The 13,005-nt window shown below is 60.8% G+C and carries 15 protein-coding genes; 6 read left to right on the top strand and 9 right to left on the bottom strand.

All coding sequences use genetic code 11. From position 1 onward, the window contains the following. Nucleotides 1-3 precede the first annotated feature (3 nt). Nucleotides 4-975 (bottom strand): phosphotriesterase, encoded by a 972-nt coding sequence (locus YH3_RS14355; protein ID WP_030536044.1) that lies wholly within the window; start codon nucleotides 973-975, stop codon nucleotides 4-6. A gap of 157 nt (nucleotides 976-1,132) precedes the next feature. Here YH3_RS14355 and YH3_RS14350 point away from each other — a divergent pair, with 157 nt between their 5' ends. Next, complete coding sequence (locus YH3_RS14350) at nucleotides 1,133-1,693, top strand: QsdR family transcriptional regulator (RefSeq protein WP_003943195.1); 561 nt, start codon at nucleotides 1,133-1,135, stop codon at nucleotides 1,691-1,693. A gap of 149 nt (nucleotides 1,694-1,842) precedes the next feature. Here YH3_RS14350 and YH3_RS14345 read toward each other — a convergent pair whose 3' ends face one another. Genes YH3_RS14345 through YH3_RS14335 form a run of 4 tightly spaced genes read right to left on the bottom strand, consistent with a single transcriptional unit; the run spans nucleotide 1,843 to nucleotide 5,036 of the window. Beyond that, a complete protein-coding gene (locus YH3_RS14345; RefSeq protein WP_058226897.1) occupies nucleotides 1,843-3,102 on the bottom strand; it encodes a D-amino acid dehydrogenase in 1,260 nt (419 codons plus the stop codon). Beyond that, nucleotides 3,099-3,494: a RidA family protein gene (locus YH3_RS14340; RefSeq protein WP_058226896.1), complete on the bottom strand. Its 396-nt coding sequence runs from the start codon at nucleotides 3,492-3,494 to the stop codon at nucleotides 3,099-3,101. Before YH3_RS14340 ends, YH3_RS14345 begins: the two co-directional genes overlap by 4 nt. After that, nucleotides 3,487-3,615, bottom strand: a complete 129-nt coding sequence (locus tag YH3_RS37155) for a hypothetical protein (RefSeq protein ID WP_268875601.1) — start codon at nucleotides 3,613-3,615, stop codon at nucleotides 3,487-3,489. Before YH3_RS37155 ends, YH3_RS14340 begins: the two co-directional genes overlap by 8 nt. Continuing rightward, the gene (locus YH3_RS14335) at nucleotides 3,612-5,036 is read right to left on the bottom strand and encodes a sodium:solute symporter (RefSeq protein ID WP_058226895.1); all 1,425 of its coding nucleotides are present in this window, start codon (nucleotides 5,034-5,036) and stop codon (nucleotides 3,612-3,614) included. Before YH3_RS14335 ends, YH3_RS37155 begins: the two co-directional genes overlap by 4 nt. Before the next feature lie 158 nt (nucleotides 5,037-5,194). Here YH3_RS14335 and YH3_RS14330 point away from each other — a divergent pair, with 158 nt between their 5' ends. Then, nucleotides 5,195-6,343 carry a sugar diacid recognition domain-containing protein gene (locus tag YH3_RS14330; RefSeq protein ID WP_058226894.1) on the top strand — a complete coding sequence of 383 codons (1,149 nt, stop codon included), beginning with the start codon at nucleotides 5,195-5,197 and terminating at the stop codon, nucleotides 6,341-6,343. 53 nt (nucleotides 6,344-6,396) lie between these two features. Here the strand turns inward: YH3_RS14330 and YH3_RS37310 are convergent, their stop codons facing one another. Next, nucleotides 6,397-6,693: a cupin domain-containing protein gene (locus YH3_RS37310; RefSeq protein WP_064443618.1), complete on the bottom strand. Its 297-nt coding sequence runs from the start codon at nucleotides 6,691-6,693 to the stop codon at nucleotides 6,397-6,399. Between the two features lie 166 nt (nucleotides 6,694-6,859). Here YH3_RS37310 and YH3_RS14320 point away from each other — a divergent pair, with 166 nt between their 5' ends. Continuing rightward, nucleotides 6,860-7,564, top strand: coding sequence for a FadR/GntR family transcriptional regulator (locus tag YH3_RS14320; protein WP_003943086.1), 705 nt, complete (start codon nucleotides 6,860-6,862; stop codon nucleotides 7,562-7,564). A gap of 15 nt (nucleotides 7,565-7,579) precedes the next feature. Beyond that, on the top strand, nucleotides 7,580-8,386 hold the full coding sequence (locus YH3_RS14315; RefSeq protein WP_003943111.1) for an ABC transporter ATP-binding protein: 807 nt from the start codon (nucleotides 7,580-7,582) through the stop codon (nucleotides 8,384-8,386). Nucleotides 8,387-8,398: 12 nt separating this feature from the next. Here the strand turns inward: YH3_RS14315 and soxR are convergent, their stop codons facing one another. Continuing rightward, nucleotides 8,399-8,839, bottom strand: a complete 441-nt coding sequence (gene soxR / locus YH3_RS14310; protein ID WP_003943238.1) for a redox-sensitive transcriptional activator SoxR — start codon at nucleotides 8,837-8,839, stop codon at nucleotides 8,399-8,401. A gap of 63 nt (nucleotides 8,840-8,902) precedes the next feature. On the opposite strand from soxR, the gene YH3_RS14305 reads away from it, so the two are divergent. Then, nucleotides 8,903-10,333, top strand: a complete 1,431-nt coding sequence (locus tag YH3_RS14305) for an MFS transporter (RefSeq protein WP_064443617.1) — start codon at nucleotides 8,903-8,905, stop codon at nucleotides 10,331-10,333. Between the two features lie 32 nt (nucleotides 10,334-10,365). Further along, nucleotides 10,366-10,578 (top strand): hypothetical protein, encoded by a 213-nt coding sequence (locus YH3_RS14300; RefSeq protein WP_007730800.1) that lies wholly within the window; start codon nucleotides 10,366-10,368, stop codon nucleotides 10,576-10,578. A 9-nt stretch (nucleotides 10,579-10,587) separates the two neighbouring features. Here YH3_RS14300 and YH3_RS14295 read toward each other — a convergent pair whose 3' ends face one another. Then, entirely contained in the window at nucleotides 10,588-11,682 is a 1,095-nt protein-coding gene (locus YH3_RS14295; protein ID WP_042446343.1) for a GGDEF domain-containing protein, read from the bottom strand. A gap of 147 nt (nucleotides 11,683-11,829) precedes the next feature. Then, on the bottom strand, nucleotides 11,830-12,969 hold the full coding sequence (locus YH3_RS14290) for an EstA family serine hydrolase (protein ID WP_030536048.1): 1,140 nt from the start codon (nucleotides 12,967-12,969) through the stop codon (nucleotides 11,830-11,832). Nucleotides 12,970-13,005: the final 36 nt, after the last annotated feature.

Here is a 13,005-nt window from a genome sequence, read left to right as displayed (position 1 = left end):
ATCTCAGCTCTCGAAGTACCGACGTGGGTTGTCCACCAGCATCGCCTTGACCTGGTCTTCGGTGACACCACGTTCGAGCAGCGCCGGAATGACATCATCACTGATGTGGGTGTAGTTCCAGTTCGGAAGTGCCGCTTCTCTTGCAGCACTGGGGAAGTAGTCGATGAAACACGACGCGTCATGTGCCAGAACCATCTTCTCCGCGTAACCGCGACGGGCCATCTCCACCACCGTGTTGACACGATCCTCGAACGACAGGAACGGTTCGAGACCGAAACGGTCCATCCCCAGTAGCGAACCGGCATCGGCCAGCGCACACAGATAGTCGAGATCGGTGGTGTCGCCGGAGTGACCGATGACCACCTTGGTCAGATCCGCACCCTCTTCGGCCAGAACCTTCTGCGCGACCAGCCCGGATTCAGTGTGCGGATTGGTGTGCACGGTGATCGGCACTCCCGTTTCCACCTGCGACTGTCCGACCGCGCGCATGACCCGCTCGACGCCGGGGGTAAGGCCCGGCTCCTCGATGGCGCACTTCAGGAAGGAGGCTCGGACACCGGTTCCGGCGATTCCTTCCCTGATGTCCTTGACGAACAGTTCGACCATCGGCTCGGGGCCGTCGAACAGCAATCCCGGTCCGGTGTAATGGAATTGGAAGGGAATGTCGTTGTAGGTGTAGATGCCGGTAGCAACGATGATGTTGAGATCGACCTGCTCGTTGATCCGGACGATTCGCGGAATGTACCGGCCGAGGCCGATCACTGTGGGATCGACGATCGTGCTGATTCCGCGGGACTTCACCTCGGTCAGCTTTGCCACCGCGTCCGCTACCCGCACTTCCTCGTCCCAGGGTTCGGGGTAGTCGGGGTAGTTCTGGCGCAACTCCTCACCCAGAACGAAGACATGCTCGTGCATCAACACCTTTCCCAGATCGGCTGTATCCACCGGCCCACGAACGGTTTGTACTGAACTCATCGATCGAACCCCTGACTGTGATCGCCATCACTAACATGAGACAATGAGCTAGTGTGTCTCACGTGGCCAGGTTCGTCAATAGGCTCGATCCCCCGAGGCTCACCATTTTTCAACGGCCGAAATTGTGCAGTACCGGACAACCGGAGAGAATGTCCCGATGCCTACCGACCTCGAACGCCGACGCGCGATCGACACCGCCGCGAGCATGTACCTCGCGGAGGAACCACTCGACATGTCACTGCTCGCCGAACGTCTCGGCGTAGGCCGCGCGACGCTGTACCGCTGGGTCGGTAACCGCGACGAGCTGCTCGGAACAGTGCTGGCCGAGGCCACCGAACGGACATACCGAAAGGCGATGTCACAGGCGTCGGGGCAAGGTCCGGAGTACATTCTCGACGTCTTCGGCCGCGTTATGCGATCGGTGGAATCGTCGACAGAACTGCGCGCGCTGACCAAACGCGAACCGATGGTGTTCATCAAACTCGCGATGATGCCCGGCTCCATCGAATCGATCTCCGCCTCCATTACCGCCGAAATCCTGCAATCCCAGGTCGACGCCGGCCAGCTGACGATCACGCTCTCGCCGCAAGTACTGGGCGAAGCCCTCGTCCGCATCTGCGACGTACACCTCTACGCCCCCCTGCTCGGCCGAGAAAAGGCCGAGATCGAGACGGCCCTCGACCTGATCGCACTGCTCCTCGGCGTCACCCGCAACTAGCAGGAAGACACGAGCCCATCCGCAAGACGGGCCGACGTCTACGAAGGACTTCGGCGGGGTGAAGACCTCCGATCCATCGTCATGATGTGAGTTCCCGCCGACCTGCTCGCCCCACGAAGCGAACAAGTCGGCGGTACTTCCCACTCGAATCAGTGCCGCCTCGACTGGATAGGCGAATACGGTGAAGGATCCAGATCCGGAATGAGCCCATCCACGATGTCACACAACATCTGCGCAGAACCGCATGCCATCGTCCAACCTACGTGCCCGTGCCCGGTGTTGAAGTAGAGGTTGTCCAGTCTTCCTCGGCCGATCAACGGAGGCCCATCCGGAGTCATCGGACGAAGACCCGTTCGATACTCGGCCGTGTCCCAATCTAGAGCATCTGGGAACAATTCGTTGCCGGCTGCGATGATCCCATTGAAGTCCTTCGGCGACTGACTCCGGTCGTATCCGACGAATTCTGCAGTTGCTGACATTCTCACCTTGTCCCCGAATCGCGACCAGGCGACCAGAGTTCTTTCGTCAATGCCCCCGACTGTTGGTGCACGTTCGAGATTTTTCACCCGCGCGGTGAGGGTATACCCCTTCGCCGGATACACGGGAAGCCGAAATCCGCTGTTTCGCGCTAGAAGTGGACTCGATGCACCAGCAGCCAGCACATATCCTTCCGCGCGGACACGACGAGAGCCCACGACGAGCGAGTCGACAGACGCACCGTCAGTTTCGACTCGATCGACAGCCTCACCGAGGTGAAAAGTCACCCCCATGCGTTCGCAGGATGCTGCCAAACCCAGCGAAAAGCGGTGTGGATCACCAGTTCCGTCTGAGCGGTCGTGAATTGCTCCCGCGAACTCGGCTCGGCTGGAAGCTAGAGCCGGTTCCACAAGCGGAATCTCAGCGCTACTCAAGACCTCCTGGACTCGTCCGTGATCTGCCAGAAGCCTGGAGTTTCCGACCGCCTTTCCCAGCTCCTTCTCGTCGCGATACAGATAGAGGACACCACCGTCAGTTTTCCAATACTGAAGGTCCTCTCGAACGGCGATCTGTTCCATGAGTTGCTGGCTGTACTTCGCGAGCGCGAGCTTGGCGAGCGTATTCGAACGAGACCGCGACGGAGTACATTCACGCAGGAAACGCGCACCCCACCGCAACAACGGGATGTCCGCGCGGGGAACAACTCGGATCGATGTTTGTGCGCCTGCCATAGATCGAACGAGCATGAGCGGAGCGGATGGCGACGCCCATGCGTACGAGTGACCCGGTGCAATCAAACCTGCTGTGCTGGAGGATGTATCGGATGCCACCCCACTCCGTCGATCATAGACGTGCACCTCATGTCCACGCTGCGCCAACGAGTAGGCTGACGCGACCCCGACCACCCCCGCGCCGATAATTGCGATCTTCATCGGACACCGCCACTTCCGCGAACTGCGGTGGCCGAAATCTCGACCAGCAGTCGCGGATCCAGCAATGGCGCGACAACTGTGGCACGCGCCGGCCTGATGCCGGCAAACCAATGGGACCACTCTCGATTGAAGTCGTCCGCATAGGCTGCGTCTGCCAGATAGACCGTCGCCTGCACTACGTCTGCAAGCACCGACCCGACCCCGACCAGCACGTCCGCCAACCGCGAAATGCATTGCGCTGTCTGCGCTGTCACGTCGCCTCCATGAATGACGCCGCCGTCGTCGTCGAACGAAACCTGGCCGGAAACAAAGATGAGTTCGCCAACCGCAACTGCAGACGGATACACCGACGACACAGTCGTAATTCCTGCAACATCGAAAGTCTCACGCATTCTCGTTCTCCTCGTCATGCAGAACCTCTTGAACATAGAACTTCCATCCGAGGAATCCCACCCAGAGAGTCACCACGATGACTGCCACCGGGACACCATAGAGCAGTAGTTCGAGAATCATGCCGGATCTCCTTGCAGGACAGGCGCTGCCGGATGTGGGCGGCGCGGATACTTGGCATTGGTCGACACCGCGACAACAACAAATACGAGCAGGTTGGCAATGACGCCAGGGATCAGCCCGTCCAAGCCGAAGGGTGATTCGAGCACCCACTGCCACAATGCGGTGACAACACCGCCGGCTCCGATCGCCGAAAGCGCAGCGGGTGTCGATCGGACTCCGAAGAGAACCGCACCGAACAACGGGACGATCACTGTGGGAGCCCACAGTGTGTAGCTGTAGAGCAAGGCATCCACGATCGATGGGACGCTGAGTGCGAAGATCGTGGCTCCTGCCCCGACGACGACACTGGTAATACGCTCGATGGTCAATCGCTTCTTGGCAGGTAGCTCGGTCTCGGTCAACGGCTGATAGATATCTTTGGTCAACACCACTGCCGTCGAATTGAGATACGAACTAGCCGTGGACATCACAACCGCCAGCAGCGCTGCGACGACCAATCCGAGCACGCCAACGGGCATCAAGTTCATGACCACGGTGGGCAGCGCCTGATCCGACTCGATATCGGGATACAGCACCATGGCGATCAACCCGATGGACGCCGCAGTGAAGAAGAAAAAGAAGGAAAAGAAGCCGGCCAGCGCGTAGCCCTTTCTTGCGTGACGGGAATCTGGAGTCGAGAAGGTTCGTTGCGCGTACGGGGGTACGAGGGTCTCCCCCAACAGGAGCGCAGCAAACAAGGTGAGGAACTGAACTGGGGTGTAGTCGCCCATGAAGGTCAGATGATCGCTTGGCACCAACTCGATGAGGGCAGAAGGGCCACCGACAGCGTCAAGACCGATCAGGAGCGCTACCGGGAGCAGCACACCGAGGAAGACGAACTGCAACATGTCCGTCTGAATGACTGCCCACGCGCCACCGAAAGACGAATACAGCACCACGACACCCATACCGATGATCACGGATGGAACGACCGGCACGTCCAAGGTTGCGTTGACCACCGTGCCGATCGCCAATGCCTGTGCACCGAGGATGCCTGCGCACAGGACGACCGAAAGTACTCCGGTGACCAAGCGTGCGGGCTTGCCGTAGTGGGTTTCCATGACGTCGCCGAGGGTGTGGGCGCCGACGTAGTTCTTGAGTTTCGGTGCAACGAAGTAGCCGACCAGTACGGTCTGAACGCCGAAGGCACAGAAGGCGAACATGTAGACGTACCCGTCGCGCATAGCAGCGCCTGCCATGCCGAGCGAAGCGCCGCCGCCCAGAAAGGCAGCAGCGAGGCTTCCGAAGAAGACGGGCCAGACGATCCGATTGCCGGCAACTGCAAAATCGTCTGGTGATTTGACTCGACGCATCGTCTGCACTCCGATGAGGACAAGCAGCCCGAAATACACGCCGAGGAGGATCCAATCGAGGATGGCCATGTGAACTCCTAGTTGAGGATTGGCCAATCTTATGAACGAGATATGACGCAAGTCACTGGCAATCAGCCCGAAGATCGCCGTCGAATTGCACACTTTTTCAGGCAAATTGCACAGACGATTCTCTTCCGGGCAGATCAGCTTCGAGAGAGACTCATGTCATGTTAAGCAACGCCCTCGCCCAGCAGATCGCAAACGATATCACCGACGTAATCGGCCACAACGTCCTGATCACGGACGGAGCGGGGGTCGTTCTCGGCAGCGGTGATCAACAACGCGTTGGTCAGTTCCACGAAGCGTCAGTCGAAGTGATCCGCAGCCGTAAGTCGATTACACACACAGCTGAGGATGTTCGCGATCTCGTGGGCAGCCTCCCCGGGGTCACAATCCCCTTGGTGATCGACGGCGATGTCGTCGGCACTGTCGGCCTCTCGGGTTCACCAGACAAGGTTGAGCAATTCGGGTTGGTCGTCAAGCGCCAGACAGAGATCCTCATGCAAGAAGCAGAACGAATCGGATCACGCCGAACGCGGGAACGGTCGATCGAGGAATTGCTGCGTGACATCGTCGAGTGGCACCGCTCGACGCTTGGCGTCCAACCAATCGAACGTCGCGCGCGAACATTGGGGTTCGACATCCAGCGGCCACGCGCCGTGATTCTCGTCAGCTACGTTCCGTCCGAAATCGACTCTCTACCTTCGAATGTCGGACCGGACAAGGTAGTGAATGCTTTGGCCTCTACCTTCAGTTCGCCTGCCGACATGATCGCTCCGCTGGCTCGATCGATGATTGCTGTCGCCACGGAAGTCGAAGCCGAATCAACTACGCGGGATTCAACCGTCGTCTCTCGATGCCGCACTTTCACAGCCGACTCCAGAACGAAGGCATGGAATATCAGAATCGGCCTGGGATCGCGGGCCTCTGGCGTCGAAGGGCTCAACTGTTCCGCACGCGATGCATATGACGCCATTCAACTGGGCACCCATCTCGACCCCAGAGGTCAGTTGTACGACATCGAGAATTTCCGTGTGCACCAGGCACTTTCAGTGATACCGGATGATAGTAGGCAGCGTCTCACCCAGGCTGTTCTCGGCAAGTTGCCCAAGCAATCGGACTGGCCCGCGCTTCGGGACACGATGATCGCGTGGGGCGATTCGGGTTTCAACTCGAGCACGGCGGCTGCAAGTCTGCACATTCACCGGAACACACTGAATTATCGACTCGACAAGATTGCTCGCGCGGTGGGGCGTCCTCTCAACGAATCCGGCACGGCAATTTCCCTCTACTTGGCATGTTTGATGAGAAGATGAGCGCCGAATCCTAGGTGTCGTGACCGTCAGTTGGTTCGCCGAGTTTGCGATCGTCACCCGCACCCGGCAGGCAGGCTGAACAACATCGAACGCAGAACCCGCCTGCGAGAACGATCAGGGCGTGGGTGGGCTTGCCGACAAGACGAACTCCACCAACGCGTCGGAGTTTTGCTGTACATGTGGGGCTGATTCGAATCGAGTGTGATCGCTTCGCCGCTGAGTACGTCATACGTTCCGACACCGACGATGAGAGTAAGTGTGCCCGTGAGGACGTAGGCACATTCGACTGCCGGATGTGACCTCGGCCCATCGCCGGAATGCTCTCCAGGGTTGAGCTCGGCCTTCAGCATTTCGAGTTGCCCGACCCCTGCCGGAAATTGTTCACTCGTCCGACAAGGAATGCGCGACACCTGCACGCATGCAATCGGGTGGTCCATTTTCCGACACACCGGCCACCCGAGTCCTCAGACGTCTGATGAGTTGTTACTCTTTCGGTACCCACCCGAGAGGCAAGCCGTGTCCGACGACCACACAGGATTCACACTTCGCAGTGGTCCGCTGGTACCGCAACTCGAACAGTTGCTGCGCGGGCGAATCATGCATGGAACGTGGGCGCCGTCCGAGCGCATACCGAGCGAGGCGGCCCTCGCCGTCGAACTCGGCGTCGGGCGTTCCTCGATTCGCGAGGCAATCCGCCTCCTCGCTCGCGACGGACTACTCGAAGTCCGACACGGCGTCGGAACCTTCGTGGCTGCCGCGTCCGAACTCGAGCACGTCGACGAATTCACCAAACTTCTTCGACGCTCGAGGATCCTCGAGGTCTTCGAAGTCCGTCGCGCACTCGAGATCGAGGCCGCCAGACTGGCCGCGGAGCGGGTACAACCCGAGGACCTCGACGGCCTGCGGCGTCGGCTGACCATGCGACACAGTCATTTCGAGGGTGATGTCGAGAAGTTCGTCGACGTCGACCTCGACTTCCACACCGAAGTCGTTCGACTGTCCGGAAATGCAGTTCTGCTCTCGCTTTTCACGTCGGTGCGTCCACTCCTTCGTGAATCCCTCGTCGAGATGATGGCCCACGAGGCCGGCGTCCCCGACACCTCACATGCCCATGATCAGTTGGTCGAGGCCCTTCAAGACGCCGACCCAGAAGCCGCGGTAGCGGCAACTCGAGCAAACATCGACACCGTCCTACGACGACTGCGTGTGCTCGACGCCTAAGAGAGGTTAGTTCTCGTGCAACACCCCACCGGCACAGTTCTGTCTACCGAACACGTGGATCTCGTCCGCGACGGCCGATACTTGTTGAAAGACATCAACATTTCGATCGAACCCGGACAACACTGGGTCCTCCTCGGCGCGAACGGCGCGGGCAAGAGCACGCTTCTGAGCCTGCTCGGAGCAACCGCCCACCCGACTCGCGGTTCCGTTTACGTCCTCGGCCACAAGTTGGGCCGCGTCGACATGAGGGAACTGCGGATGGACATCGGGCACGTGAACCCTCGTCACACGATCGGAATTCCGATCACCGTCCGCAACGTCGTGATCACCGGCCTCACCAACACCACCGAGGTGATGCCGCGCTGGTCACCGACGCCGGAGCAAGAGGCTCACGCCGACGCACTGATCGATCTACTCGGAATGAGTCCGCGTTCGGACGCGCTGTGGCCCAACTTGTCCCAAGGCGAACGGGGACGAGCCCTGATCGCCCGCGCACTCATGGTCGAACCGCGCCTGCTTCTGCTCGACGAACCGGCGACCGGGCTCGATCTTGCTGCACGCGAACAACTCTTGACGGCACTGGACGACCTCCGCAATCAGAACCCGTCACTTGCCAGCATCCTCGTGACGCACCACATCGAGGAGATCCCCAGCACCACCACACATGCTCTTCTGATCAAGGACGGCGTCGTGACCGCCAGCGGCCTCGCCGAGGATGTGATCACCACCCAGAACATCAGCGAGTGCTTCTCGCATCCCATCGAGATCGAGCGTCGTGGTGGTCGGTGGAATGCTCAGTCGCGGCCACGCGAAAGAGTGTGACCGACAGTAGTTTCAGAGACGTCTGGCGCCGGGTCCCTCCCGGCCCAGTTCGTCTCCAGGGTTGAGCAGGTTGCATGTTTTCAGTGACAGACACCCGCAGCCGATACAGCCCGTCAGTTCGTCCTGCATCCGGTTGATGGCCTGCTTGCGATCCTCGAGGCGCTGATTCCACTCCGTGGAAATCTTGCGCCAGTCCTTCTTCGTCGGAGTTCGCCCCTGCGGCAACGATCCGAATACTTCGGCAACTTCGGCCAGGGGTATCCCGAATCTGACTGCCAACTGGATCAGCGACACCCGCCGGATCGAATGCCGCGGGAACTTCCTCATATTTCCTGCCGTCCGCTCCGCAGGAACCAGACCGAGTGTTTCGTAGTAGCGCACAGCCGACACGGCGACGCCAGTGCGCTCCGATACCTCACCGATCGAGAGAAGTTCGTCACTCTTACGGATCATTCTGCCTCCCAATGGCTGCGCGACATTGACCTGAAGCGCACTCGAGATTCTACCTTCGACAACATGCACTCCCCCACCGATGCTCCCGCCGGAACCTGGCGGCAACTCCTGAGCGGTCGATACCTCGGCACCGCTACCGTCCTCGCAGGCGGCGTTGCGCTGTACGCGACCAACGTCTACCTGACGACCAGCCTGCTTCCGACTGCCATCGACGACATCGGCGGTCAGCAGTACTACGCCTGGACCGCGACGGTCTTTCTCATTGCTTCCGTCATCTCTTCGATGTTGGTCACCAACGTCCTCGCTGCCAGGGGACCGCGCGGGGCCTACCTGATCGGCCTCGCGATCTTCGCGCTCGGCACCGTTGTCTGTGCGGTCAGCCCGACGATGGAATTGCTGTTGGTCGGCCGCACGATCCAGGGTTCGGGCGGTGGCCTGCTGGCCGGTCTCGGTTACGCCGTCATCAATGCCGCGCTCCCCAGACATCTGTGGACTCGCGGGGCCGCGCTGGTTTCGGCGATGTGGGGAGTCGGCACCTTCGCCGGCCCTGCAATCGGCGGTGTCTTTGCTCAGTTCGGAGCCTGGCGATGGGCTTTCGGCGTCCTGGTCATCGCGACGATCGCAGTCGCCGCTCTCGTCCCCAGCGCGCTACCGGCACATGAACCGGGCAGCACCACCAGTAGCCCGGTGCCGGTCCTCTCGCTGGCATTGCTGACTGCGGCAGCTTTGCTGGTCAGCGTTGCCGGAATTCTGTCCAACCTCGCCGTGACCGCCGCAATGGTTCTCGCCGCTGTGCTGCTACTGATCGCTTTTGTCGCCGCTGACCGTCGCTCGCGCCACGGCGTACTACCGCCGTCGACGTTCAACTCGTCATCTCTCAAATGGGTGTACCTGACCATCGTCGTCCTCGCCGTCGCGTCGACCGTCGAGACGTTCATTCCACTCTTCGGGCAACGACTTGCCGGCCTGGCGCCTCTCGCGGCCGGATTCCTCGGGGCCGCACTCGCTCTCGGCTGGACTCTCGGCGAAATCCCGAGCGCCTCGGCCACGACCCCTCGTATCGTGCGACGAATCGTTGTCAGCGGTCCGATCCTCGTCGCGATCGGGTTGGGCATCATGGCAGCATTTCTCACCGAACACGCCGGCGCCGGTGCGATGGTCGCGTGGGTGATCGGACTGCTGTTCGCCGGCGTCGGAATCGGCATCGCCTGGCCTCATCTTGCAGTCGGGGCGATGACCTCGGTCACCGATCCCGGAGAAGGTGCGCGTGCCTCGGCTGCCATCAACACCGTTCAGCTGATCGCCAATGCCTTCGGTGCAGCCCTGGCCGGAGTGCTGGTCAACATCGGCGAACCGTCGACGCTTCGTTCTGCGCAATTGCTTCTCTTCACCTTCGCCGCTGTCTCGATCGTCGGCATTGCCGTGGCAGCTCGCGCACTTCCGCGAACGCCCGACAAAATCGGCAGCCCCGAAATCGTTCACGACGCTCGCTAAACTGTGAGAAACCCACACGGAGGAGTTGGCCAGTGACAGAACCGGATCCGGGCACAGTGGAAACCGACTTCCCGAAGACGGGAGCTCCCGCACAGCGCGCGCTGATCGCAGCGGGTTACACCCATCTCGCGCAGCTGACGTCCGTGTCCGAGAAGGAACTCGGCGCTTTGCACGGGATGGGACCGAAGGCCTTGAGGATTCTGCGCGAAGCACTCGCCGAACGTGGTCTGAGCTTCGCCGACTGAGCTCTCACATCAGACCAGGCTCGCCCGCACCTGGTTGCCACCTTCGCGCTTCGCTTCGTACATCACCGAGTCCGCGACGCGGAAGAGTTCGGCAAAAGCAGCGTCGACTGACTCACCCGGATTCCGGGGCGCGGTGCGGACCGCCATTCCGATGCTCGCGCTCGTCGGAGGGTCATCGTTCGCTCCGTCCATCGCGGAGCGGATCTGTCCTTCCAGCCTGGAGATCACGCTGACCGGTACCCGTTCGACCACGACGAACTCGTCACCGCCCATACGAGCAGTCAAGGCGGACTGGGTTGTCCACAAACGGATGCGCAGTGCAGTTCGCATGATCGTGCTGTCTCCTACGTCATGGCCGTGAACGTCGTTGATCGTCTTGAAGCGATCGAGGTCGATCACCACTACGAGCAGTGCATCCGCTTCGGTGACCGGAGCGCCCATCAAGTCGTTCACCCGACGCGCCAATCCGCGACGGTTGAGCAGTCCGGTCAACGGGTCGATGTCGGAGGTAGTGGCATCCGAACCCAGGACCGCCAGAACAATCTGTGACACAACAGGAATCACGATGATCGTAGCCAGCACAACCGAGATCTTCGCCAGCCCCAAGCCGACGTCCGCTGCTGGCCCGAACAACAAAGTCCACCCCGAAAGCACCGTGACGGTCGAGGCGAAGACCAAGTGACCGACTTGGAGTTTCGGATTGTGGAAGAACGCGATGTAGCCGCCGATCGACGCGAAAACGACGCACGCGATGAGTCGTCCCAGCGGTTCCGAGTCGGTTGCGGCCGCCGCCGCAATCGCGACGTCGGAACCCACGACAAAGGTGTACGACCACAGCGGCGTAGGCGGAAACAGCCACCAGATCAGGGCCGCACCGAGGCACAGCGCGATGACCGCCAGATTGACCGCTCGCCAGAACGTACCTTGCGGACCGACGTCACTGAATCGCGCCGACAGCAACACCAGCCCCATCCAGAATGCTGTTCCGCCGACCAGCGCCCGGCAGGAAGTCAAGAACCCGCGGTCCTGGAGGTACCTGCTGAAACTGTGGAACTGGTCCGGCAACTGCCACCAGCGCATGACGACGTCGACCAAACCGTTCATCGCCGATCAGCCGATGCAGCTCCGCAACTTTTGGGCGTACTTCGACGAAACGGACTCGCTGATTTCCCCCCGGAGCACACTGGCATATCCGGCAGCATAGTCAGCGGCGACAGACAAAAACCGTTCTGCCGGATTTGAATCGGTCGATCAACTCAAAGCGTCGTAGGCCGCCGATACGTACTGCGCCGATCTCTCGGAACCGAGCAGACCCGGCCCCATCTTGTTCATCACGTACGAGAACGTCATGCGCTTCTCGGTGTCGATGATGATCTGCGAGCCACCCCAACCTCCCCAGAAGCAGATTCGCCCCTCCGGAATGAACGGGACGGACTCGGGCGTCGGCAATCCGAATCCGACGCCGAAGCGGACCGGCACGCCGAGGACGAGGTCGACCCCGTACGACTGCTCCTCGAAGATCTTGTCGATCGTTTCCTCCGACAGCAAGCGAACGTCACCGACCTTGCCACCGCACGCGATCACCGATTGGATCCTTGCGAGTGCCCTCGCATTCGAATGACCGTTGGCCGCACCGATCTCGGCGGCGCGCCACCCGTCGGTCCACGAACCTGTAGCGTCAGCGGGCGGCGCGGTGAATGTCTTCACCATGATGTTGTCCATCCCGAGTGCCGCGATGTCGATCGGCAACGGCGGTGGCGCAATCACATTCGAGACTCGCCCGTATTCCGACTTCGGCAAGCCCAGGCGGAAATCAGCATCGAGTGGGCCGGCGATTTCCTCGTCGATGAAGCGGCCGAGGGTTCGTCCGTCGATGCGCCTGACGACCTCGCCGATCAGGTGGCCGTAGTTGAGGGCGTGGTATCCGGATGCCGTACCCGGTTCCCACCACGGAGCCTGTGTCGCCAACCGGGCGGTGGCATATTCGTCGTCGCAAATGTTCTCGAGGGTGAACGGTTGATCCCACCCCGACACACCCGAGGTGTGCGACAACAGTTGCCGGACCCGAATTCGGTCCTTGCCCGCTGCTGCGAATTCCGGCCAGTACTGCGCGACCGGGGCGTCGAGATCAAGCAACCCGCGGTCGACGAGCATGAGCGCGGCCAGTGCGGTCACGGTCTTGCTGCAGGACCAGACATTGGTAACGGTGTCGCGAGACCAAGGAGCAGTGTGCTCGACGTCGACCCAACCGCCCCACATGTCGACGACGGATTCGCCGTCGATCGTCAGTGCGATCGCTGCCCCGACGTCCTCGCCGGAATCGAGATTGCGTGCCAGCGCCTCCTTCAAGCCAGAGAATCGCTGGTCACATACGCCTTCGGTGTTCGCCACTGACAGCCTCCACAGGAATGATGAAACTTGACGTCA

The organism is Rhodococcus sp. YH3-3 (assembly GCF_001653035.1).
Taxonomy (GTDB): domain Bacteria; phylum Actinomycetota; class Actinomycetes; order Mycobacteriales; family Mycobacteriaceae; genus Rhodococcus_F; species Rhodococcus_F qingshengii.
Note: the sequence above shows the minus strand (reverse complement) of the source record. Positions and strands in the feature narration are given on the sequence as shown.

Excerpts from the sequence above, each read along its gene's own strand:
- YH3_RS14355 (WP_030536044.1), bottom strand. The coding sequence starts at position 975 with ATGAGTTCAGTACAAACCGTTCGTGGGCCGGTGGATACAGCCGATCTG.
- YH3_RS14350 (WP_003943195.1), top strand. The coding sequence starts at position 1,133 with ATGCCTACCGACCTCGAACGCCGACGCGCGATCGACACCGCCGCGAGC.
- YH3_RS14345 (WP_058226897.1), bottom strand. The coding sequence starts at position 3,102 with ATGAAGATCGCAATTATCGGCGCGGGGGTGGTCGGGGTCGCGTCAGCC.
- YH3_RS14340 (WP_058226896.1), bottom strand. The coding sequence starts at position 3,494 with ATGCGTGAGACTTTCGATGTTGCAGGAATTACGACTGTGTCGTCGGTG.
- YH3_RS37155 (WP_268875601.1), bottom strand. The coding sequence starts at position 3,615 with ATGATTCTCGAACTACTGCTCTATGGTGTCCCGGTGGCAGTCATCGTG.
- YH3_RS14335 (WP_058226895.1), bottom strand. The coding sequence starts at position 5,036 with ATGGCCATCCTCGATTGGATCCTCCTCGGCGTGTATTTCGGGCTGCTT.
- YH3_RS14330 (WP_058226894.1), top strand. The coding sequence starts at position 5,195 with ATGTTAAGCAACGCCCTCGCCCAGCAGATCGCAAACGATATCACCGAC.
- YH3_RS37310 (WP_064443618.1), bottom strand. The coding sequence starts at position 6,693 with ATGCTGAAGGCCGAGCTCAACCCTGGAGAGCATTCCGGCGATGGGCCG.
- soxR (WP_003943238.1), bottom strand. The coding sequence starts at position 8,839 with ATGATCCGTAAGAGTGACGAACTTCTCTCGATCGGTGAGGTATCGGAG.
- YH3_RS14305 (WP_064443617.1), top strand. The coding sequence starts at position 8,903 with ATGCACTCCCCCACCGATGCTCCCGCCGGAACCTGGCGGCAACTCCTG.
- YH3_RS14295 (WP_042446343.1), bottom strand. The coding sequence starts at position 11,682 with ATGAACGGTTTGGTCGACGTCGTCATGCGCTGGTGGCAGTTGCCGGAC.